At 37.1% G+C, this 23,816-nt stretch carries 18 protein-coding genes and 5 pseudogenes; 20 read left to right on the forward strand and 3 right to left on the reverse strand.

Annotation, left to right across the window (positions count from 1 at the left end):
- Positions 1–139 precede the first annotated feature (139 nt).
- From murD to HT699_RS05120, 10 genes and pseudogenes are all read left to right on the forward strand, one after another.
- Complete coding sequence (gene murD, locus HT699_RS05085) at positions 140–1,492, forward strand: UDP-N-acetylmuramoyl-L-alanine--D-glutamate ligase (RefSeq protein ID WP_172934149.1); 1,353 nt, start codon at positions 140–142, stop codon at positions 1,490–1,492.
- 1 nt (position 1,493) lies between these two features.
- Positions 1,494–2,552, forward strand: a complete 1,059-nt coding sequence (locus HT699_RS05090; protein ID WP_000724842.1) for a UDP-N-acetylglucosamine--N-acetylmuramyl-(pentapeptide) pyrophosphoryl-undecaprenol N-acetylglucosamine transferase — start codon at positions 1,494–1,496, stop codon at positions 2,550–2,552.
- A gap of 9 nt (positions 2,553–2,561) precedes the next feature.
- Positions 2,562–3,782 carry a cell division protein FtsQ/DivIB gene (locus HT699_RS05095; protein ID WP_172934150.1) on the forward strand — a complete coding sequence of 407 codons (1,221 nt, stop codon included), beginning with the start codon at positions 2,562–2,564 and terminating at the stop codon, positions 3,780–3,782.
- A 131-nt stretch (positions 3,783–3,913) separates the two neighbouring features.
- Positions 3,914–4,045 carry a hypothetical protein gene (locus tag HT699_RS12010; RefSeq protein WP_007284949.1) on the forward strand — a complete coding sequence of 44 codons (132 nt, stop codon included), beginning with the start codon at positions 3,914–3,916 and terminating at the stop codon, positions 4,043–4,045.
- 12 nt (positions 4,046–4,057) lie between these two features.
- Positions 4,058–4,180, forward strand: a complete 123-nt coding sequence (locus HT699_RS12015) for a hypothetical protein (protein WP_023936388.1) — start codon at positions 4,058–4,060, stop codon at positions 4,178–4,180.
- A gap of 290 nt (positions 4,181–4,470) precedes the next feature.
- On the forward strand, positions 4,471–5,286 hold the full coding sequence (locus HT699_RS05100; RefSeq protein WP_171039329.1) for a peptidase M50 family protein: 816 nt from the start codon (positions 4,471–4,473) through the stop codon (positions 5,284–5,286).
- A 52-nt stretch (positions 5,287–5,338) separates the two neighbouring features.
- Positions 5,339–6,259, forward strand: a pseudogene (locus HT699_RS12160) (ThiF family adenylyltransferase).
- On the forward strand, positions 6,216–6,644 hold the full coding sequence (locus HT699_RS11710; protein WP_188093791.1) for a hypothetical protein: 429 nt from the start codon (positions 6,216–6,218) through the stop codon (positions 6,642–6,644). Before HT699_RS12160 ends, HT699_RS11710 begins: the two are co-directional and overlap by 44 nt.
- Before the next feature lie 203 nt (positions 6,645–6,847).
- Positions 6,848–7,687, forward strand: a pseudogene (locus HT699_RS05115) (ABC transporter ATP-binding protein).
- Entirely contained in the window at positions 7,680–8,393 is a 714-nt protein-coding gene (locus HT699_RS05120) for an ABC transporter permease (protein ID WP_023932991.1), read from the forward strand. The pseudogene HT699_RS05115 and the gene HT699_RS05120 overlap by 8 nt, the downstream one beginning before the upstream one ends.
- A 202-nt stretch (positions 8,394–8,595) precedes the next feature.
- Here the strand turns inward: HT699_RS05120 and HT699_RS12165 are convergent.
- Positions 8,596–8,820: pseudogene (locus HT699_RS12165) on the reverse strand (IS30 family transposase); the annotation flags it as partial.
- A 318-nt stretch (positions 8,821–9,138) separates the two neighbouring features.
- On the opposite strand from HT699_RS12165, the gene pyrF reads away from it, so the two are divergent.
- The 3 genes from pyrF (at position 9,139) to lysS (ending at position 12,382) form a co-directional block, all read left to right on the forward strand.
- Positions 9,139–9,840 carry an orotidine-5'-phosphate decarboxylase gene (pyrF, locus tag HT699_RS05130; RefSeq protein ID WP_001206739.1) on the forward strand — a complete coding sequence of 234 codons (702 nt, stop codon included), beginning with the start codon at positions 9,139–9,141 and terminating at the stop codon, positions 9,838–9,840.
- 33 nt (positions 9,841–9,873) lie between these two features.
- Positions 9,874–10,506 carry an orotate phosphoribosyltransferase gene (pyrE, locus tag HT699_RS05135; RefSeq protein ID WP_138707294.1) on the forward strand — a complete coding sequence of 211 codons (633 nt, stop codon included), beginning with the start codon at positions 9,874–9,876 and terminating at the stop codon, positions 10,504–10,506.
- Between the two features lie 385 nt (positions 10,507–10,891).
- Entirely contained in the window at positions 10,892–12,382 is a 1,491-nt protein-coding gene (gene lysS / locus HT699_RS05140) for a lysine--tRNA ligase (protein WP_050207953.1), read from the forward strand.
- A 67-nt stretch (positions 12,383–12,449) separates the two neighbouring features.
- Here the strand turns inward: lysS and HT699_RS05145 are convergent.
- Positions 12,450–13,331 (reverse strand): annotated as a pseudogene (locus HT699_RS05145) (transposase); the annotation flags it as partial.
- A gap of 65 nt (positions 13,332–13,396) precedes the next feature.
- Between HT699_RS05145 and HT699_RS05150 the strand changes: the two are divergent.
- From HT699_RS05150 to kdpC, 6 genes are all read left to right on the forward strand, one after another.
- Complete coding sequence (locus HT699_RS05150) at positions 13,397–16,030, forward strand: sensor histidine kinase KdpD (RefSeq protein WP_023939958.1); 2,634 nt, start codon at positions 13,397–13,399, stop codon at positions 16,028–16,030.
- On the forward strand, positions 16,020–16,745 hold the full coding sequence (locus HT699_RS05155; RefSeq protein ID WP_000787304.1) for a response regulator transcription factor: 726 nt from the start codon (positions 16,020–16,022) through the stop codon (positions 16,743–16,745). The genes HT699_RS05150 and HT699_RS05155 overlap by 11 nt, the downstream gene beginning before the upstream one ends.
- A 299-nt stretch (positions 16,746–17,044) precedes the next feature.
- On the forward strand, positions 17,045–17,122 hold the full coding sequence (gene kdpF / locus HT699_RS05160) for a K(+)-transporting ATPase subunit F (RefSeq protein ID WP_007285010.1): 78 nt from the start codon (positions 17,045–17,047) through the stop codon (positions 17,120–17,122).
- A gap of 12 nt (positions 17,123–17,134) precedes the next feature.
- Positions 17,135–18,880 (forward strand): potassium-transporting ATPase subunit KdpA, encoded by a 1,746-nt coding sequence (locus tag HT699_RS05165; RefSeq protein ID WP_138701355.1) that lies wholly within the window; start codon positions 17,135–17,137, stop codon positions 18,878–18,880.
- 8 nt (positions 18,881–18,888) lie between these two features.
- Positions 18,889–20,958, forward strand: a complete 2,070-nt coding sequence (gene kdpB / locus HT699_RS05170) for a potassium-transporting ATPase subunit KdpB (protein ID WP_138701354.1) — start codon at positions 18,889–18,891, stop codon at positions 20,956–20,958.
- A 124-nt stretch (positions 20,959–21,082) separates the two neighbouring features.
- Entirely contained in the window at positions 21,083–21,700 is a 618-nt protein-coding gene (gene kdpC / locus HT699_RS05175; RefSeq protein WP_054388168.1) for a potassium-transporting ATPase subunit KdpC, read from the forward strand.
- 452 nt (positions 21,701–22,152) lie between these two features.
- Here kdpC and HT699_RS05180 read toward each other — a convergent pair.
- Positions 22,153–22,445, reverse strand: a pseudogene (locus HT699_RS05180) (ISNCY family transposase); the annotation flags it as partial.
- A gap of 416 nt (positions 22,446–22,861) precedes the next feature.
- Here HT699_RS05180 and HT699_RS11715 point away from each other — a divergent pair.
- Positions 22,862–23,816, forward strand: a 955-nt coding sequence (locus HT699_RS11715; RefSeq protein ID WP_240149881.1) for a YSIRK-type signal peptide-containing protein, incomplete at its 3' end; no start/stop codon positions are given.

Consider the following 23,816-nt stretch of genomic DNA (forward strand, 5'->3'; position numbering starts at 1 on the left):
TACGGCAAGGCGAAGCTGACGTGGTTTGAAGAGATTTTCGAAGAGTATCAGTTAGAAGAAAGAGTCACAAACACACTTTGTGGCTTTTTTATTTCCATAAAAATGGTAAAATAGTAGGAGTAGAAATGGAGTTCGAGACATGAAAGTAATAGATCAATTTAAAAATAAGAAAGTCCTTGTTTTAGGTTTAGCCAAGTCTGGTGAATCTGCAGCTCGTTTGTTGGACAAGCTAGGTGCTATTGTAACGGTAAATGATGGGAAGCCTTTCGAGGACAATCCAGCTGCCCAAAGTTTGCTGGAAGAAGGGATCAAGGTTATCACAGGTGGTCATCCTTTGGAACTTTTGGATGAAGAGTTTGCCCTCATGGTGAAAAATCCAGGCATCCCATACAGTAATCCCATGATTGAAAAGGCTTTGGCAAAGGGAATTCCAGTCTTGACTGAGGTGGAATTGGCTTACTTGATTTCAGAAGCGCCCATTATCGGTATCACAGGTTCAAATGGAAAAACAACCACAACGACCATGATTGGGGAAGTTTTGACTGCTGCTGGGCAACATAGTCTTTTATCAGGAAATATCGGCTATCCAGCCAGTCAAGTGGCTCAAACTGCGACAGATAAGGACACGCTTGTCATGGAACTTTCTTCTTTCCAACTCATGGGCGTTCAAGAATTCCATACTGAGATTGCGGTTATTACCAACCTCATGCCAACTCATATCGACTATCATGGGTCATTTGAGGAATATGTAGCAGCCAAGTGGAATATCCAGAACAAGATGACAGCAGCTGATTTCCTTGTCTTGAACTTTAACCAAGACTTGGCAAAAGAGTTGGCTACCAAAACACAGGCTACTGTTGTTCCATTCTCAACACAGGAAAAGGTTGATGGAGCTTATCTGGAAGATGGTCAACTCTACTTCCGTGGTGAAGTAGTCATGGCAGCGAGTGAAATCGGGGTTCCAGGTAGCCACAATGTAGAAAACGCCCTTGCGACGATTGCTGTAGCCAAGCTTCGTGATGTGGACAATCAAACCATCAAGGAAACTCTTTCAGCCTTCGGTGGTGTCAAACACCGTCTCCAGTTTGTGGATGACATCAAGGGTGTTAAATTCTATAACGACAGTAAATCAACTAATATCTTGGCAACTCAAAAAGCCTTGTCAGGATTTGACAATAGCAAGGTCATTTTGATTGCAGGTGGTTTGGACCGTGGTAATGAGTTTGACGAATTGGTTCCAGACATTACTGGACTCAAGAAGATGGTCATCCTTGGTCAGTCTGCTGAACGTGTCAAACGGGCAGCGGATAAGGCTGGTGTGGCTTATGTGGATGCGACTGATATTGCAGATGCGACCCGCAAGGCTTACGAGTTTGCGACTCAAGGAGACGTGGTTCTTCTCAGTCCTGCCAATGCCAGCTGGGATATGTATGCTAACTTTGAAGTACGTGGCGACCTCTTTATCGACAGAGTAGCGGAGTTAAAGGAATAATATGAAAAAAATTGTCTTTACAGGTGGGGGGACGGTTGGACACGTGACTCTCAATCTTTTGTTAATGCCCAAGTTCATCGAAGATGGATGGGAAGTCCACTATATCGGAGATAAACGTGGTATCGAACACCAAGAAATCCTCAAGTCAGGTTTGGATGTCACCTTCCATTCCATTACGACTGGAAAATTGCGTCGCTATTTCTCTTGGCAAAATATGCTGGACGTCTTCAAAGTTGGTTGGGGAATTGTCCAATCGCTCTTTATCATGTTACGACTTCGTCCACAGGCCCTTTTTTCAAAGGGAGGCTTTGTCTCAGTACCGCCTGTTATTGCAGCACGTGTGTCAGGAGTGCCTGTCTTTATTCACGAATCTGACCTGTCTATGGGCTTGGCCAATAAAATCGCCTATAAATTTGCGACGAAAATGTATTCAACTTTTGAACAGGCTTCAAGTTTGGCTAAGGTCGAGCATGTGGGAGCAGTGACCAAGGTTTCGGACAAAAACACTCCAGAACCAGATGAATTGGTGGATATTCAAACCCACTTTAATCCTAAATTGCCAACTGTATTGTTTGTCGGTGGTTCTGCAGGCGCTCGTGTCTTTAACCAATTGGTGACAGACCATAAGAAAGAACTGACAGAGCGCTACAATATTATCAATTTAACTGGAGATTCTAGCCTGAATGAGTTGAGCCAAAATCTTTTTCGTGTTGACTATGTGACCAATCTCTATCAACCCTTGATGGAATTGGCTGATATTGTTGTGACACGAGGTGGTGCCAATACGATTTTTGAGCTCTTGGCCATGGCAAAATTGCATGTTATTGTGCCACTTGGTCGTGAAGCTAGTCGTGGCGACCAGATTGAAAATGCAGCTTACTTTGTAAAAAAAGGCTATGCAGAAGAGCTTCAAGAAAGCGATTTGACCTTGGATAGTTTGGAAGAGAAGCTTGCTCACTTACTAAGTCACAAGGAAGACTACCAGGCTAACATGAAGGCTTCTAAGGAATTGAAATCTCTAGCAGATTTTTATCAATTGTTGAAAAAAGATTTATCATAAGGAAAGTAAATGTCAAAAGATAAGAAAAATGAGGGCAAAGAAATCCTCGAAGAATTTAAAGAGTTATCAGAATGGCAGAAACGAAACCAAGAATATCTAAAAAAGAAGGCTGAGGAAGAGGCAGCCCTAGCTGAGGAGAAAGAAAAGGAAAGACAAGCTCGAATGGCTTCAAAATCTGAAGATTCAGATGCAACCGAGGACCAAGAGAGTGAATCTGATTCAAAAGACCCAAAATCAGCTAAGGATGATACCGAAGAAAAAGTAGAAGAGTCAGAATACGTCAAAAAAGAAGTATCCAAAGAAGAATCAAAGTCCAAAGAGCCAAAGAAAGAGGATAAAAAGGCAGATAAAAAGCCTGTAAAGGAAAAACCGGTCAAACCGAAAATTCCAGGAATCCATATCTTACGAGCCTTCACGATTTTATTTCCAAGTCTGCTTTTATTGATTGTCTCTGCCTACTTGCTCAGTCCTTATGCGACCATGAAAGATATTCGTGTTGAGGGAACGGTGCACACTACAGCTGATGATATTCGACAGGCTTCAGGTATTCAGGATTCGGATTATACGATTAACCTTCTGCTAGACAAGGAAAAATATGAAAAGCAGATTAAGTCTAACTATTGGGTTGAATCAGCTCAACTTGTTTATCAATTTCCAACCAAGTTCACTATCAAGGTCAAGGAATACGATATTGTGGCCTACTATATTTCTGGTGAAAACCATTATCCTATTCTTTCCAGTGGTCAGCTTGAGACCAGTGCTGTGAGTTTGGTCAGTCTACCAGAAACTTATATATCAGTTCTCTTTAATGATAGTGAACAAATCAAGGCTTTTGTCTCAGAACTTTCTCAAATTAGCCCAGAACTCAAGGCGGCTATCCAAAAGGTGGAACTAGCTCCCAGCAAGGTCACTTCCGATTTAATTCGATTGACCATGAATGATTCGGACGAAGTCTTGGTTCCTCTATCTGAAATGAGTAAGAAACTGCCTTATTACAGTAAGATTAAGCCTCAATTGTCAGAACCAAGTGTGGTCGATATGGAAGCTGGAATCTACAGCTACACTGTAGCGGATAAATTGATTATGGAAGCAGAAGAAAAAGCCAAAAAAGAGGCCGAAGAAGCTGAGAAAAGGCAGGAAGAAGAACGTAAACGTTTAGAAGAAGAACAGAAAAAACAAGAGGAAGAGAGCAATCGAAACCAAACGACCCAGCGCTCATCGCGTCGCTAGGTTTTACCTTTTTTCTCATAGTACTTTAGTGACTAGTTTTTACGTTTAATATTTGACATCTGTTTTTCTTTATGTTACATTATGCAGTGTAATCGATTGCAAAATAATTTTTTATGAAGAAGGTAACACATATGTCAGATGAAGTATTCTTATTTGAAGAAATTGAAGAAATCGTAGCCTCTACAGATGGTGAATTTTGGGGGAGTTTTACTTGGAACTGGGGTAGTTCTCTTAATTGGAGTAGCCTATTGTTAAAAAGATAGGGAGTGATAATCATGCAAGATAACTTTTTATTTGAGGAAATTGAAAAAATTTCAGTACCAGTTAGTGATTTTTCAGCTGGACTTGCAATAGGTATCGGATTTGGTTTATCAATCCTTGCTCTTGCTGGTTGTTGAAGTTTGTTCATTTACTAACATTAAGCTTTTTCAATTTCATTTTAGACAGTCATTTGAATTTTCCGTATTAGTCTTGCAGCAAGAGATTAATAGAATTAGTTATTATTTTATTGATTGCGGACTGAGGGACAGTATCATCTATATATACCATCCAGTAAGAAACATGTATTAGTTGGGAAACAGGAAAAAAATGGTTAGAGCAACTAATAGGTCAAGAATTTACCATATCGGACTTATTAGTGTTAGTAGGGAAGAAATATTATTTAAGATTTTATATTGTTCTTAGTAAAATGGGACTTATAGATTCTATGAAATCACGAAAAAAGATAAATATTTTTAAAATATCTTGGGACTTTAATATAACATTGGACTTTAATATAACATTATCTGAAAAATTAAACTATAAAAGATTTAATAAGAATTTTGAAAAAATCCTATTTGGTATTTTCCCATTGGCTCTTATTTTGCAATGTTTTATTATGTATATTTATAGGGCGGATATTTTGACTAATTTCCAAAACTTTCCAATAACGCTAAACATTCTTTTATTTTGGTTGCTTGTTGTTATTATATCTGCAACGATACATGAATTTAGTCATGCAATAATTGCTAATAATTATCAAATTGAGATCCCAAATTGTGGAATAATGCTACTTTTGTTTAATTTGGCTTTTTTTGTAGATTTAAGTGGGGTGCAATTCTTAAAAAATAAAAAACAATTTTTGAAAATTATGTTAGCAGGAATTGCTTCAAATTCGATTTTATCACTTACAGGTTTACTTGTTTTATTGTTCACATCGTATAAATTGCTTGGACTCTTATTTTTTATCATTAACTTAGGTATGATTTTTATTAATTCAATTCCTTTTTTTCAGTATGATAGTGGTATTATTTTAAGATACTTGAATTCTAACAATAATAACTTGAATTTTCAATATATAGTTCAACTTTTAATAGCATTTGTTATTATTTATTTCCCTTTGAGTCAACTATTACAGTTTTTGACACCTAATATTATTGTTCGTAGTATAGGAGGGGTGGTTGTTTCTATACTGCTTTCTATATTATATATGAGAGGAAGGACGAAATATGTTCTACGTAAATAGTTATGTTTTTGCTTATAAAAAAGAAGGTATAATGTATTTGCGTGGTCGGAGTATGCGGGAAATAGCTATAGAACCTCAAATTTCGCAAGAATTTATCAACGATCTATTTAATAGTTGTAAGGAACTATTAGAGATAGAAGAAGTATTAGGCAGTAAACTAACATTTGAACTATTAAATGAACAAATTTTAATTTCGGATGAGATAGATATTGATAGTAGATATTCTAGAACTAAAGGTTGCTATTCGTTATTTTATAATGAAGAGTATAATAAAATACAGAATAAAACAGTATTAGTATTAGGAGCAGGAGCCTTAGGATGTTATATATCTCTAAGTCTAAGTATGTATGGAGTGAGGAAACTTATTGTCGCTGATTACGATATAATAGAACCATCAAATTTAAATAGGCAAATTCTTTATACAGAGTCGGATGTTGGTAAGGAGAAGATTAATGTTCTTTCTGAAAAAATACACAAGTATAATTCAGATGTTCAGGTAGTACCTATTTCTATTAAAGTTTCTTCAGTAGAAGAATGAGAAAACATTGTTGCGGAATATGGGAGTATAGATTTTATCGTTAAAGCAATTGATACGCCCATTGATATTATAAAAATTGTCAATCAATTTGCTGTATCGCATAAGATATCCTACATATCAGGAGGGTTTAATGGATGCTATCTTATTATTGATAATATATATATCCCTACCGTCGGTTCTTGCTTTGGTTGTCGGAATATAAACAAAGATATAAATAAGTACACTTTATCTGATAAGACAAAGTGGCCGACTACACCAGAGATGCCTGCTATTTTGGGAGGGATAATGACTAATTTAATAATTAAAATATTTCTGGGATGTTATAATGAAATCCTAATAGATAACGCTTACGTTTATAATATGAGAAATCATGCTCTAAGTCAAGAAAAATATGTTCTGGAAAACGGAGAATGTCCAATTTGTAAAAAAAAATAATAAAGTGAAAGATAACAATATTAGAGCGAAAACATTTATTCGTTCAGTTTGTTTTTGCTTATTATCAGGAGGAGTAGCTTTTTTATCTGCTATTGGGCAGTTCGCTGTTATAGAAACACAATTAATAGTATTGTTCTTGGGTATTATTTTTGCTATATATTATGCTTACTACAATAAAAATGTTCAAACATCATTGGAAAATATAGTATGGCTTTTTTCATCGTTTGAGATTTTATTTTTGCTTGTTAATTTTAGAACATTTATTCAGTTACCAGTGGATATTTTTATTGGTATGATAATATTTTTAATGCTGTGGATATTTATTATGTTAGGTATAGTGTGTCTTAGTTATTATATAACTTTATTATTTAGCAAGGAGGCTTAGTATGTTTAAAAAAATAGGTATAATGAGTATTTGCATATATATAATTATTTTATACTGCTTGAGAATGTATCGTATTATCAATAATATTGAAACAATCTTGCTAACGGTTATATGCTTAATGTTATTGTTTTTTTTAAGACGTTTATTTGATAAAGATAAGTAAATAGATGTTAAGTAAAAATGTAGAATATAAAGGAGGTGCAATGAGTATGATTGAAGTTAGCCATTTATCAAAAAGTTTTGGTGATAAAATAGCTTTAAATAATATAAGCTTCACTGTTAAAGAAGGTTAGATTTTTGGATTTTTAGGACCATCTGGTTCTGGAAAGACCACAACGATTAATATTCTGACTGGGCAGTTCCTTGCCGATAAAGGACAATCTATTATTTTGGGACAAAAATCTCAAAATTTAACAAGCGGTGAATTAAAGAGAATTGGATTGGTTGGCGATACAAGTGGATTTTATGAGAAAATGTCTCTGTATAACAATCTTCTTTTTTATAGTAAATTTTATAATATTAGTAAATCACGTGTTGATAATTTGTTAAAGCGAGTAGGATTATATGATAGTCGCAAGATGGTAGCAGGAAAATTATCCACTGGAATGAGGCAACGAATGCTTTTAGCACGAGCTCTTATCAACAACCCCGCTGTACTCTTTCTGGATGAACCGACCTCAGGTCTAGATCCCACAACTTCTCGAACAATTCATGAGTTAATTTTAGAATTGAAAACAGCAGGGACAACGATTTTTCTAACGACTCATGATATGAATGAAGCAACTCTTTTATGTGATTATGTTGCCTTATTAAATAAAGGAAAATTAGTTGAGCAAGGAGCTCCTTCTGAACTCATTCAAAGATATAATAAAGATAAAAAGATTAAGTTTACAGATTATAATGGGAATCAGATAACTTTTGATTTTACATCACTAGAACAGGTATCTCAGGCTGATCTGGAAAATATTTTTTCAATTCATTCATGTGAGCCTACTTTAGAAGATATTTTTATCACATTAACAGAAGGAAAGCTAAATGCTTAAACGGTTTCTGGCTTTGGTATGGTTGCGTTGTCAAATTATCCTTTCCAATAAGAGTATTTTATTGCAAGTTTTAGTGCCTTTTGCTTTCACATATTTTTATAAATATCTTATGGAAACACAGGGGAAGGTCAACGATCAACAGGCATTAGTTCTTTTGATGATGTGTTTACCTTTTTCTTTGGCTTTGGCTGTTGGAAGTCCTATAACTATTATCTTGTCTGAAGAAAAAGAAAAGTACAATTTACAAACTCTTCTGTTGAGTGGTGTTAAAGGCTCCGAATACATTTTATCAACTATGTTTCTTCCTTTTTTGCTAACTTTTGTGATTATGGGAACTACTCCTCTTATTTTAGGAGTTACAATTGTACATACTTTTAATTATATTACAATCGTTCTTCTAACCTCTTTATCCATCATTTTATTCTATTTATTGATAGGTTTAACCGCGAAGAGCCAAGTAGTAGCTCAGGTTATCAGTCTTCCTGCTATGATTTTAGTTGCTTTCTTACCGATGCTATCTGGTTTGGATAAGACAGTTGCGAAGATAACAGATTATAGTTTTATGGGACTGTTTACTAAGTTTTTCACAAAATGGGAGGAATTTTCATGGAATAAAACTCTAATTCCTAATCTAACACTACTTATTTGGATTGTTCTTCTATTAACTTTAATTACGCTAACTATTAGGAAAAAGAAAATTTCTTAATTGAGTTATTTTAATGATTATAAACACAAGTGGGAAGGAAAAAATGAACTGATCTTTTTGACAGCAATTCTACAGAATAGTCTTATTGCTATATTTTGATTTGAGTGTACGAAAAAAGAAAAATAACAATAGTGCTCATACTAATTGCAGAAGTTTTGGGTGATAAGATAACTGATAAATTGCAATAAAAAATGCAACATTTTTAAATCTCCTCTATAAGTGCTTCAAAAAGTGCTTCAAAACCTGTCTTGTAATCCAAGTATTTTTGGGGACGGTGATTAATAAGCTAGCAAAGCATCATTAAGGATTTTTTCGGTAATTGTTGCCAAATCGGTTTAAGAAAATACCCACGAAGAAGTCCATTCGCATTCTCATTACTTCCCCTTTGCCAAGATGAATAGGCATCCGCAAAATAAAACAGAATTCCCATTTGTTCAATTAAAGGGTAACAAGCAAACTCTTTTTCTCTGTCCGAAGTGAAAGTCTTTAACTATTCTTTTGGAAAGAGTCTTGTGAGGTGTTCAATAGCAGTCAACATGGATTTAGCTGTTTTTACTTGACAAGTACTAGTAGAAATAATAGAATAATAGAAAACCTTTAAAGCAGTCCAGAGAGGCAGCTAAGGTTAGACGGTGAAAGGGTGGAGACTACCCATTTTTCGTGGAACCTTGCTGTTGGCAGGTTCCTTTTTTCGTGGCTTCTGTTGGCCAGACTCTCTCACTAGCAAAGGTAAAAGGAGAAACCTATGCGAGAACATCGTCCAGTCATTGCTCTTGATTTTCCTAGTTTTGAGGCGGTCAAGGAATTTTTAGCTCTTTTCCCAGAAGCGGAAAGTCTTTATCTCAAGGTAGGGATGGAGCTTTATTACGCAACGGGGCCTGGGATTGTGTCCTACCTGAAAGGCTTGGGTCATAGTGTCTTTTTAGATCTCAAGCTTCATGACATTCCTAATACAGTCAAGTCAGCCATGAAGGTCTTGTCTCAGCTTGGTGTCGATATGACTAATGTCCATGCGGCTGGTGGTGTAGAGATGATGAAGGCGGCGCGTGAAGGTCTTGGGAGTCAAGCCAAATTGATCGCTGTAACTCAGCTCACATCAACGTCAGAAGCTCAGATGCAGGAGTTTCAAAATATCCAAACCAGTCTGCAAGAGTCTGTGATTCACTATGCCAAGAAGACAGCTGAAGCTGGCTTGGATGGTGTTGTTTGCTCGGCTCAGGAAGTACAAGTCATCAAGCAGGCTACCAATCCAGATTTTATCTGTCTGACACCAGGGATTCGTCCAGCTGGTGTTGCAGTTGGAGATCAAAAACGAGTCATGACACCTGCTGATGCCTATCAAATCGGCAGTGACTATATCGTAGTGGGACGTCCCATTACCCAAGCTGAGGATCCTGTTGCAGCTTATCATGCGATCAAGGATGAATGGACACAGGACTGGAATTAAAGAACTAGATTAGAAAAATAAAAGGAGAATACCATGACACTTGCTAAAGATATCGCTAGCCACCTCTTGAAAATCCAAGCCGTTTACCTCAAACCAGAGGAGCCTTTCACTTGGGCCTCTGGTATCAAGTCGCCGATTTATACGGACAACCGTGTGACACTTGCCTATCCAGAGACTCGTACTCTCATTGAAAATGGTTTTGTGGAAGCTATCAAAGAAGCCTTTCCTGAGGTTGAGGTGATTGCAGGAACTGCAACAGCAGGGATTCCACACGGAGCTATTATTGCTGACAAGATGAACCTGCCATTTGCCTACATCCGTAGCAAACCAAAAGACCACGGAGCTGGTAATCAAATCGAAGGTCGCGTAGCTCAAGGTCAAAAAATGGTAGTGGTTGAAGACCTTATTTCAACGGGTGGTTCTGTTCTTGAAGCCGTAATAGCAGCTAAACGCGAAGGAGCAGATGTACTTGGAGTTGTAGCGATTTTTAGTTACCAATTGCCAAAAGCAGATAAGAACTTTGCAGATGCTGGTGTGAAATTGGTGACGCTTTCTAACTACAGTGAACTCATCCACCTAGCCCAAGAAGAAGGCTATATCACGCCAGAAGGACTCGACCTTCTAAAACGCTTTAAGGAAGACCAAGAGAATTGGCAAGAGGTGTAAAAAATCAAAAGACTAAAAGGTTAAAAATTATACTATTCTGTCATATCAGGTGTATGAATGACAAGATTCAAGTTGTTAATGTTTTTTACGTCAATTGTTTCAGTTTTAGATTTGCTTGGCTTGCTCTTATATAAAAAGTAGCACACGTCATGAAAGTTACAAGGGTTAAAGTATAATCCATAAATATTGTCAGATCCCTTTTCTGATATTTTGGAATTTCTTGCTTATCCCAGTCTTTTCAGTGATTTGGCTCAGTAATCTTAGCGTCAAGTTCTTTTTAGTTTTGAAAGATTATCCGTGAATTTCTTGCTTATTTATGATAAAATGGGAGTATCGCAAAAAATGACTCATCGTATTCAATTTTGAGTAAATCTAGGAGGATCCCATGTCAACAGAACATATGGAAGAACTAAATGACCAGCAGATCGTTCGCCGTGAAAAAATGGCTGCGCTCCGTGAACAAGGAATCGATCCTTTCGGAAAACGCTTTGAACGCACTGCAAATTCACAAGAATTAAAAGATAAATTTGCTGACCTCGATAAAGAACAATTACACGATAAAAACGAAACAGCTACTATCGCAGGACGCTTGGTAACCAAACGTGGTAAAGGTAAAGTAGGTTTTGCCCACCTTCAAGACCGCGAAGGTCAAATCCAGATCTACGTTCGTAAGGATGCTGTCGGTGAAGAAAACTACGAAATCTTCAAAAAAGCAGACCTTGGTGACTTCCTTGGTGTCGAAGGTGAAGTGATGCGTACGGATATGGGAGAACTCTCTATCAAGGCTACTCACATCACACACTTGTCTAAGGCCCTTCGTCCTCTTCCTGAGAAATTCCATGGTTTGACAGACGTTGAAACAATTTACCGTAAACGTTACCTTGACTTGATTTCTAACCGTGAAAGCTTTGAACGCTTTGTCACTCGTTCAAAAATCATCTCTGAAATTCGTCGTTACCTTGACCAAAAAGGTTTCCTTGAAGTGGAAACACCTGTTCTTCACAACGAAGCTGGTGGTGCCTCTGCCCGTCCATTTATCACCCACCACAATGCCCAAAACATTGACATGGTGCTTCGTATCGCGACTGAGCTTCACTTGAAACGCCTTATCGTGGGTGGTATGGAACGCGTCTATGAAATTGGCCGTATCTTCCGTAACGAAGGAATGGATGCTACTCACAACCCTGAGTTTACTTCTATCGAAGTCTACCAAGCTTATGCTGACTTCCAAGATATCATGGATTTGACGGAAGGCATTATCCAACATGCTGCTAAATCAGTTAAGGGCGACGGTCCAGTCAACTACCAAGGAACTGAAATAAAAATCAACGAACCATTTAAACGTGTTCACATGGTGGATGCTATCAAAGAAATTACTGGTGTCGATTTCTGGCAAGACATGACTTTGGAAGAAGCTAAAGCTATCGCTGCTGAGAAAAAAGTTCCTGTTGAGAAACACTATACTGAGGTTGGTCACATCATCAATGCCTTTTTTGAAGAGTTTGTTGAAGAAACTTTAATCCAACCAACCTTTGTCTATGGACATCCAGTAGCTGTATCTCCACTGGCTAAGAAAAATCCTGAAGACCAACGCTTTACTGACCGTTTCGAGCTCTTCATCATGACTAAGGAGTACGGTAATGCCTTTACTGAGCTCAACGACCCAATCGATCAGCTTAGCCGTTTTGAAGCCCAAGCTAAAGCTAAAGAACTTGGTGACGATGAAGCGACAGGTATCGACTACGACTACATCGAAGCCCTTGAATATGGTATGCCACCAACAGGTGGTTTGGGAATCGGTATCGACCGTCTCTGCATGCTCCTCACGGATACAACTACTATCCGTGATGTATTGCTCTTCCCAACAATGAAATAAGCTCTTATCCTCTGGTACTTGCCAGGGGATTTTTGGCTCTTTGTCAACTGTAGTGGGTTGAAGTCAGCTAAGCTCGAGAAAGGACACATTTCGTCCTTTCTTTTTTGATGTTCAGAGCGATAAAAATCCGTTTTTTGAAGTTTTCAAAGTTCCGGAAACCAAAGGCGTTGCGTTTGATGAGTTTGATGAGATTATTGGTTGCTTCTAATTTGGCGTTAGAATAGTGTAGTTGAAGGGCGTTGACAATCTTCTCTTTATCTTTGAGGAAGGTTTTAAAGAAAGTCTGAAAAAGAGGATGAACCTGCTTAAGATTGTCTTCAATAAGTCCGAAAAATCTGTCAGGCTCCTTATTCTGAAAGTGAAAAATCAAGAGCTGGTAGAAATCATAGTGGTGTTTCAAGTCTTCTGAATAGCTCAAAAGTCTATCTAGAATTTTTTTTATTGGTCAAGTGCATACGAAAAGTAGGGCGATAAAATCGTTTATCGCTGAGTTTACGACTATCTTGCTGGATGAGCTTCCAGTAGAGCTTGATAGCCTTGTATTCATGAGACTTTCGATCCAATTGATTCATGATTTGGACACGGACACGACTCATAGCACGGCTTAGATGTTGCACAATGTGAAAACGATCAAGAACAATTTTTGCATTAGGGAGTGAAACAGTCTGGGAGACTGTTTCAGCCTGAGCCTAGAAATTCGAAAGCGAAGCTGTTTAGCCAAGTCATAGTAAGGACTAAACATATCCATAGTAATAATTTTGACGCGACATCGGACGGCTCTATCATACTTAAGAAAGTGATTACGAATGACAGCTTGTGTTCTACCCTCAAGAACAGTGATGATATTGAGCTTGTTAAAATCTTGCGCAATGAAACTCATCTTTCCCTTGGTGAACTCATACTCGTCCCATGATATAATCTCCGGAAGGCTATTGTAAAAAAAATAAAATTAGGTTATAATGACTTCTGATAAATGATTTTACTACAAAAGGTTGGGTTAACTAAGGTGATGTTATGAAAACAGGGGCGTTAAGAATTTATTTTGGTTATGCTGCAGGAGTTGGAAAAACCTATGCTATGCTTAGAGAAGCGCAGCGAGCTCAAAAAGCTGGAGTAGATGTGGTAGTAGGTTACATTGAACCTCATAATCGACCTGAGACTATGGCTTTACTGATTGGTCTTGAGCAATTATCTCCTAAAACAATAAAATATAAAGGTATCACCTTAAATGAGTTTGATATTGATACTGCTTTAAGGCGTCAACCACGCATTATTTTAGTGGATGAATTGGCTCATACTAACTGTTTTGAGTCACGTAATAAAAAGAGGTACCAAGATATTAAGGAACTGCTTTATGCAGGGATTGATGTCTATACTACTGTAAATGTCCAACATATTGAAAGTTTAAACGATGTGATTGAAGCTATTACAGGGATTCAAGTTAATGAGATAATTCCAGATGCTATTTTTGATCAGGCTGATCAGATTGAACTTGTAGATATTGACCCATCAGATTTACTTGAACGATTGGATAAAGGAAAAATTTATTCTAAATCGCAAGCTAAATTGGCCAAGCGTCACTTTTTTACTGAAGAAAAGTTAATATCTTTGAGAGAAATCGCTTTGCGCAAAGCAGCTGATCAGATTAATGGAAGTGCTTTTCGAGGAAAAAAAGTTAAAGATAGTATTGTGACCAAGGAACATGTCTTGGTCTGTGTGTCACCCTCTCCCTCCTCTTCACATGTCATTCGCGCTGCTTCAAGATTAGCAAGTGCTCTTAATGCAGACTTTACAGCCCTGTATATTGGTAGTTTAGATAGGGAACTGACTAATCAGGAGTTACATCAGAACTTGGAATTGGCAGAGCGGTTGGGAGCTAAGGTGACAGTTATGGATTATAATAATGTGACCAAGCAGATTGCTGATTACGCAAAATTGAGCCGTGTTTCTAAGTTAGTAGTCGGAAAAAGTGGCTCCAGAACTATTTGGCCTAAAGAAAATATTGTGGAAGTTCTTAGTAAGAATGTTCCTGATTTGGATATGTTTGTAGTCCATAATACTAGAGGAAAAAAAGAGACTTCGGTTGGTAAGCTCTCGTTGCCTTCTTGGTTTTCTAAATGGCAATTTTCTTTCAGTGATTTGGTTAAAACACTGGTGGTATTGTTGCTAGTAACCTTAACAGGTCTTTTATTTCGTTTCTGGAATCTCAGTACCAACAACGTTATAATAATATATATATTAAGCGTTCAAATAAATGCTGTTTGGACAAAAGGAAAACTTTATAGTGTGATTTCTTCTATTTTATCAGTTCTTTGTTTTAATTACTTTTTTGTGGCTCCCTACTACACTTTTACTTCTTTTACTCCTACTTATCCTATGACTTTTGCTATTATGTTAATTACTGGTCTGATTACTTCTAGTCTCATAAAAAGGATTCAAGAGCAGGCAAGATTATCTACTGAAAAATCTTATCTAACAGAGTTGTTACTACAAACAAATAGAGGATTATCTCAGGCAGACTCTATTCCTTCTATTTTAGAAGAACTAGCTATTCAAGTCAAAAAATTATTGAATAGTGATGTGGTGATTTATCCTGTAACAGGTGGTACTTTGGAGACGCCGAAATATTTCCCTACCAGTCATTCTTTGAGGACCTTAGCTGATTACTATCAGTACAATGAGCGAGGAGTGGTTGAGTGGGTTTTATATAATAATAAACAAGCTGGAGCAACAACAAACACCTTGTCTGCTGCTAAATTTCTGTATTTATCTGTCAGAGGTAAAGATTCTGTTTTTGCTATTATTGGTATTTTAATAGAGGATAAAACAATGATTGACCTGTTTGAAAAATCTGTTATTCTAACTGTTTTAGGAGAGGCATCCTTGGCATTAGAAAAAGAAGCATTACGCGAAGAACAACAAAAAATGGAACTTAAAATACAAAAAGAACAGTTAAGGGTTGATTTGTTAAGGGGAATCTCACATGATTTGAGAACTCCACTTACAAGCATATCAGGTCAGTCTAAATTAATGATGGAGACGGGGGGAATCATGGAGAAACAGCGTATGATAGAATTAGCTGCCTATATTTACGATGACTCTATGTGGTTGATTAATCTGATTGAAAATTTATTGTCAATTACTAAATTGGATAATGATACTACTCTTTCATTAAGAATAAATGTTTTCGATGAGTTGATTGAAGAAGCTTTGAAACATGTGGATCAACATATTAAGAATCATGACTTTGTTTTAATTTTATCAGATGATTTATTAATAGCTAAAATGGATGCTCCCTTGATTGTGCAAGTACTGGTTAATATCATTAACAATGCAGTTAAATATACGCATGAAGGATCTTTAATTACATTGACGAGTAATAGAAAGGATCAGAACCTGGTGGTTGAGGTTTCTGACGATGGTCCTGGTATTAACGATCAAGCAAAAGAAAAGATTTTTGACCTTTTTTATACATCAGAAAATTTGGCATCCGATGGTAAAAGAGGCCTAGGTATAGGACTATCTTTATGTAAGAGTATTATTACAGCACATGGGGGGACTATTTACGTCCATGACAATACTCCTAAAGGAGTTATCTTTGGATTTACACTACCACTAGCGGAGGTGAATGTATTACATGAAAAATGAAAATGTTAAGATTTTAATTTGTGAAGATGACTCTTCCGTTAACAGACTTTTATCCTTAGCAATGGAAGTTGAAGGTTATCATTATGTATCAGTTCGGACTGGAGAGGAAGCTTTGCGTCAGATCATTTCGCAATTTCCAGATTTATTATTATTGGATTTGGGTTTGCCAGATATGGATGGTAAAGACATTATTGACAAGATTCGTAGCTTTTCACAGCTACCTGTTATTGTTGTTAGTGCACGTGGAGAAGAAAGTGACAAGATTGATGCACTTGATGCTGGGGCAGATGATTATTTGACGAAACCCTTTAGCATTGATGAGCTTTTCGCTCGGTTAAGAGTTAGTCTTAGGAGGTCAAAGCAGATTAATCAACAAAGTGACGGTAATTCTGAAAAATCATCTTTTACTAATGGCTGGCTACATGTTGATTTTTTATCTAATCGTGTATTTGTTAATAACCAAGAAATTCACTTAACCCCGATTGAGTATAAGTTGCTTTGTCTTCTATCAGAGAATGTTGATAGAGTGTTGACTTATCGTTTTATTGTCAAGGAAATTTGGGGATATTATGAGGAAGATTTTTCTGCTTTGAGAGTTTTTGTTAATACATTGCGAAAAAAAATCGAATTAGGATTGGGTTACTCTAAAATGGTTCAAACTCATATTGGTATCGGTTATCGTATGATTAAGATTGAAAATTATGATGACAAATAATCCAAAAAGAATTTTATTCACCTGATTTGTAATTTCTTGGCAGCTATTTGAAACAAGTCTTAGGATAGGTTGTCTTAGGTTATTTTAGGAGACAATCTTTATATAATCTTTATTTTATATCCGTAATCTTTATATCATTTTTATACTTTTCGTGGTAGAATGATTATATTCTTGAAGGAGGATACAATGCTAGTAGATTTCATAATGTTTCTAGTTTTATTTTTTATTTTTTTGTTAATGATTGGTTTTATTGTTTGGTGTGATAAGCACCTTAAAGGTGATTAGAGGGAGAGTGTACTATGATAGTATTAGGAATAATTTTTGGTTTATTAATCTGTTATTTATTTTATGCTCTGTTACACCCGGAGAGATTTTAGGAGGAATGTGAGATGTTACAAATCATATTTGTCTTAGTACTGGCTTGTATTATTATATTACCAACTGGAAAGTATCTTTACCATATAGCTAGCCAGCAAAAAACTTTTGCAGATCCCATTATGGATCCTATTGATAGGTGGATTTATAAGTTGCTTGATGTGGACAAAAAAGGAATGACTTGGAAGGAGTATGCTGTAGCCCTTATTTTAACTAATGCTGTTATGGCTCTAGTGGCTTATGTAATCCTAAGAACACAGGCCTTTTTCTTTTTGAACCCCACCCGTGTTGGTTCATTAGAATCAAGCCTGAGTTTCAATACAGTCATATCTTTTATCACCAATTCTAATTTACAAAATTATGCTGGTGAGAGGGATTTGTCTTTTTTTAGTCAGATGGTTGTCATTACTTTTATGATGTTTACCTCAGCTGCTTCAGGCTATGCTGCTGCTATGGCTTTTATCAGAGGTGTATCAGGCAAGTATCAAGACATGGGGAATTTCTATGTTGACTTTGTTCGGGTGATTACTCGAGTGTTGCTTCCTTTTTCAATAATAGGCTCTTTGTTACTTATTTCACAGGGGGTTCCCCAAACACTATCAAAAGAGTTATATGCGACTACTTTGGAGGGCAATTTACAAGGTCTTATAATGGGACCGGTCGCTTCTCTTGAAATTATTAAACACTTGGGAACCAACGGTGGTGGTTTTTTTGCAGCAAATTCAGCAACTCCCTTTGAAAACCCTAATGTAATCACAAATATTATTGAAATGCTATCTATGATGTTGTTACCAGGTTCTATGGTAGTTGCTTTTGGTCATATGGTTTCATCTAGGAAAAAGGAAAATCATCCCTTTGATTCTGTACAGAAAGTTTCTTATAAGTCCACTAAATCTACGTTTATTAAACTAGGAGGACAGGCAAGACCGCTTCTGATTGTTATGCTATTCTTATTTTTTGTGGGTTTATCCATTATTGTTTGGTCAGAAAGTAGAGGAAATCCTGTCTTGCATCAATTGGGTTTGAATCAATCAATGGGAAGTATGGAAGGTAAAGAAGTTAGGTTCGGTATTCCAATGTCTGGTCTGTTTACAGAAATAACAACGGCTTTTACAACGGGTTCCGTGAATAATATGCACGATACTTTGACTCCTCTAAGTGGTGGAGTAGCTATGATTAACATGATGCTCAATGTTATATTTGGCGGTAAAGGTGTAGGAATAATGAATATGATGCTGTACGTTCTTCTTACTGTTTTTATTTGTGGATTAATGATTGGGCGTGCACCTGTTTATTTAGGAAAAAAAATTGAAGGTAAAGAAATGACTTTAATTGCTTTAGCCATCATGGTTCACCCTATGATTATTCTAGGTTTTTCAGCAGTAGCTGTCTCATTGCCAGCAGGATTTAACGGTGTTACCAATCCAGGATTTCATGCTTTATCACAAGTGATTTATCAATTTACCTCAGCTTCTGCTAACAACGGATCGGGATTTGAAGGACTAAAAGACAATACTTTATTCTGGAATATATCTACAGGATTAGCTATGTTTTTTGGACGCTATGTGACTTTGATTCTTCAGCTATCGATTGCTGGTTCCTTAATGACTAAGCAACATGTGAATGATTCCCTAGGTTCTTTAAAAACAGATACGGGGACTTTTGCCATTATTTTAGGTGTGATAGTGTTGATTATATCAGCCTTAACTTTCTTACCAGTCCTTGTACTAGGACCTTTAGCTGAATTTCTAACTCAATGAGGTTTATTATGATTTCAAAGAAAACTTACTTTCTGACACAAAAGATACTACTCAGTTCCCTTAAAGGAGCGGTCGTAAAACTTCGCCCTAGTTACATGATTAAAAATCCAGTAATGTTTGTAGTTGAAGTTGGTTTTGTTCTGACCTTCTTTTTAACAATTATCCCCGTTGATGCTCAACAAGATAGCCAAAGTAGTCAATTGTATAATGGCATAGTAGCAGTGATCCTATTTTTAACTTTATTATTTTCTAATTTTGCTGAATCCATTGCGGAAGGAAGAGGAAAAGCACAGGCTGAAAGTTTAAAAAAGACGCAAGAAAATATGACAGCTAGACGACTCTATTTTGACAATGATGGTCTGACCCTTCTTGAAGAAACTATTGAGGCCACAGCCTTGCAAAAAGGAGATATCGTTCTGGTTAAGGTAGGAGAATTAATTCCTGGTGACGGTGAAGTTATTGAAGGAATTGCTTCTGTAGACGAATCAGCCATTACAGGAGAGTCAGCTCCGGTGATCAAAGAACCTGGTGGTGATTTTGCTTTTGTAACAGGAGGGACAACTCTTGCTAGTGACTGGCTTAAGTTGAAAATGACCTCACGTGCTGGAGAGTCTTTCTTGGACAAAATGATTTCCTTGGTAGAGGGTGCTTCTCGGCAAAAAACCCCTAATGAAATTGCCTTGAATACTTTGCTAGTCAGCTTAACAATTATATTCTTAATGGTAATTGGAAGTTTGTACCCGATTGCCAGCGCTTTGCATATAAAGATTACAGTTACTACTCTTGTGGCATTGACCGTATGTTTAATTCCAACAACAATTGGAGGCCTGCTGTCAGCAATTGGAATTGCAGGTATGGATCGCGTTACACGGTTCAATGTGATTGCTATGTCAGGAAAAGCAGTGGAGTCTAGTGGTGATGTGGATACTATGATTTTGGACAAAACAGGAACCATCACCTTTGGAAATCGTATGGCTGCTCATTTTGTTCCTGTAGATGGTGTTAGTCAAGAGTCTTTAATAAGAGCAGCTGTGCTAAGTTCTCTACAGGATGATACACCGGAAGGAAAATCAATTGTTAAGCTTGCTAAAGAATATGGGGCAAGTATTCCTCCTATTTCTGAAGATATGACCTTTATTGATTTTACTGCTCAAACACGAATGAGTGGGATAGACTTTGTTGATGGGGGAATGATACGTAAGGGTGCCACAGATGCTATAAGTCGCTATATTAAAGGTAAAGGTGGTGTGATTCCGAAAGATTTGAGGTCTATCAGTGAAAGAATTGCTTCAGCTGGAGGAACACCACTGGCAGTAGTGGAGGGGCAGAATATTTTGGGAGTGATTGCTCTCAAGGATACCATCAAACCAGGTTTAGTTGAGCGTTTTGCTCGCCTACGGGCAATGGGAATTAAGACTATTATGTGTACCGGTGATAATCCTCTTACCGCTGCGACCATAGCTCAAGAAGCAGGCGTTGATAGCTTTATCGCTGAATGCAAGCCAGAAGATAAAATTGAAGCTATTAAAAAAGAACAACGCTTAGGAAAAGTTGTTGCGATGACAGGAGATGGGACTAATGATGCACCAGCACTAGCTCAGGCAGATGTCGGTATTGCTATGAATTCTGGAACAAGTGCTGCTAAAGAAGCTGCTAATATGGTAGATTTAGATAGCGATCCAACCAAGATTCTGGATATCGTTGAAATTGGAAAGCAATTATTAATGACGCGAGGAGCTTTAACCACTTTTTCAATTGCTAATGATATTGCCAAATACTTTGCCATTATTCCAGCTATTTTTATGCGCAGTATCCCCCAAATGCAATCGTTAAATATCATGTCATTATCAACGTCTTCCAGCGCAATTTTATCGGCTCTGATTTTCAATGCCATTATTATTCCTCTTCTAATTCCGATTGCGATGAAAGGAGTTTCTTATAAGCCTCAAAGGTCAGAAAAAGTTTTGGCTCATAACATGCTGATTTATGGTTTGGGTGGAGTCTTCATCCCGTTTATTGGAATTAAAATCATTGATATGAGTATTACTCCATTATTGTATCTATTGGGTTTATCCTGATAAGATTAGTTTAATATAATATAATAGTCAAAGGAATAAGATTGAAACTTATTTACATTTCTTTACGTTTAAAAGAATTAGTGTCTTTTCCTTGGGTTGAACATGAAAGGAATGAATAACAATCATGATAAAAATATTTATATATATCAGACGTTCTGTCCGACTAAGTCTTTTATTTGGGGCGGTTTGTGGATTATTTTACCCTTTGCTGATTACCGGATTAGGGCAGTTTATTTTTCCTGTTCAAGCCAATGGTAGTCAAATTAAGCAGGATGGGAAGCTTATTGGATCGGCTTTAATTGGGCAAGAATTTTCGTCAGCTGCTTTTCTGCATGGTAGACCATCTGCTATTCAGTATAATACTTACCTTAGCGAGGGAGACCCAAGTGGACAAAAGCGGGATATTATTTCTGGTTCCCAAAATCTGGCTCCTAGTAATCCTGAACTAAAAGTACGTGTTCAAAAGGAACTGTCTCTTCTCATAAAAGAAAACCCAACTATTTCAATCAGAGATATCCCTGCTGATTTGGTAACAACATCGGCTTCGGGATTGGATCCAGAAATCAGTCCAGAAAGTGCTAAACTACAACTCCCCCGTATTTCTAAGACAACAGGTATTAGCTTGCCTAGACTGGAAGAAATCATTGACAAGCATACAGTAACAAAAATCTTTGGATTTCTAGGTGAAGATAGGGTGTCTGTGTTAAAAGTTAACATCGATATTATGAAGGAACTGAACTAGCACCGCTGTAAAAGTCATACGGGCATTATTGTAAGTAATTAGTAGTGAGAGGTGCGCCTATTACAAAAAAGGGATAAAAAATAACTCTTACTTCCTAGACTATATAATCTGGTGAGTATCTTACAGATAGAGAAAGGAAGTTGGCATTTATTTATGAACTACTTTTAGCTGGTTTGAGACTTGTGACAAACTCATTTCACTGAAGAATTGCCAATCGAAAGTGATGATGTCCCAAAAAAATGGTGAGATTGAGGGCAATTATTTTGATTTCATTTGATGCGAGGAACCCTTGAAGCTATTTTGTCAGCTAAACCAAGGCTAGTCTTAGACTTGGCTCTCCAGCCTCTTATCAAATGAAATGCTTGTCTTAGACTCCTTGCTTTCTTTCTCCTAAATATAAGGGATAGAGTGATTTCCTTTAAGGAACAGCTTCCCATTTAGCGAGAAATAGCTTATACTTGTAGATGAGGAGAATCAAGCTCCTCACCAGTAAACTCTTCATAATCCTTTTTATTTTTCTGAAGATATTGTTTGAAAGATGTGAGTTTCCACGGATGGGTTTGTGGAGGGATATACTTGCGTCTTTCTTTTTTTGTTCTGGTTCTGGTTCAAAGTTTTTCGAATAGAGTTCATGAACTAGTAGCTCCTTTGTATGATAGATTTTGTCAGCGATATTGAGGTAGCTGTCACCATCAAATGCTTTTATAACGAATGCTTTCGTCTTTCTGATGAAATAGACTTCTTTTCCTTTCTGTTGATAGGCTAGTAGCAGACGATTGATTTGTCTTTCGGAAAGGTTGAGTTCGCCACAGGTTCGATTATTTGTTTTCTTTCCTTGGATTATAGCTTTTATCACAAGATATTTTTTCGTTTCATTCATATTTAGCTGGATACTTTTCATATGACTATTCTAGCAAATGGGACATTTTCACGTTCGATTTACTAAAGACATTATCACATTCGGATTACAAAAACAGAAAAAATAAACTGTTTTTTCTTGCAAAATTCGGGGGGGGGGTGGTATAATAGCTGCTAGACTGTATATTCTTCATAGGAGGTACAGTGGGGTAAATAGTCGTAAGTTGCTATTTATATATTATTGTCAATCGAAGAGGAAAATGACATGTTCTCTTCAATCATATCTTTAAAGGAGAAAGAGTTATGGATTTTAGAAAGTGTAACAGAGAAAAGGTCTTCCGTTACTCCATTCGTAAGTACCACTTTGGTGCCGCCAGTGTCGCGGTTGCCGCATTGATGTTTTTAGGAGCACGAGCTAGTGTTGTTCAGGCGGATACTACAGTAAATGCTACAGAGGTGTCTCTTGAGAGTTCTGATCCTAAATCGGATTCAGCTGCGGGGGGAACTAGTGAAGCTTCGAATGGAAGTGAGCGAAGTGCTGATGAAACAAGTAATTCTGTTCAGCGTACTCCTGTTGGCAGTGATAGGGACGCTTCTCCATCAAGCAATAATGGGGAAAGTTCTGAAGGGTCAGATAGAAGCAACAGTAGTGCCGTTAGCGGAAGTGATAGAAGTGCTGAAGAGACAAGTAACTCTGGTCAGCATGCTCCCGTTAGAAGAGCTAGGAGTGTCGGGGAAGACCGGGCATCAAGCTTGAATGGGCGGTATGTTTATGGTGTTAATCAACACCCTGTACCGGATGACAAGTATAATGATAAGGAATATCTTTATGGGCAATGGCCGTATGCTAAAAATAATTGGTTAAATGCTAATACTAAAACTAAGAATGTATTTGAAGTCTATACAGATCCGATTACCGATGTGACAACGGTAAGACGTAGAGTGAAAGATCCGACTAAAACTGGTCCGGGACGTGACAATGTATATAGAGACGAAAGTGAAACTGATCCTGGTATCTTAGATATTTTTCAGAAACATCCAGACGCAAGACGTATATTAATAAATATGGAATCGATTGGTGAAAATATTAAGGTAAGAGTAATTGGAGATTCCAATCAAGAGTTAGCTGTTTTACAAGTTCCTAAAGAAGATGTATTTATGAAGCAAAGCGAATGGGAGGTTAAGAAAAAAGAAAGGGAAAGGCAAGAAGCAGAAACAGGCCCAGCTAAGGCAGCAGCCAAAGCAGACTTAGACAAGG

The sequence above is a fragment of the Streptococcus sp. 1055 genome (genome assembly GCF_013276815.1).
GTDB classification, from domain to species: Bacteria; Bacillota; Bacilli; order Lactobacillales; family Streptococcaceae; genus Streptococcus; species Streptococcus pseudopneumoniae.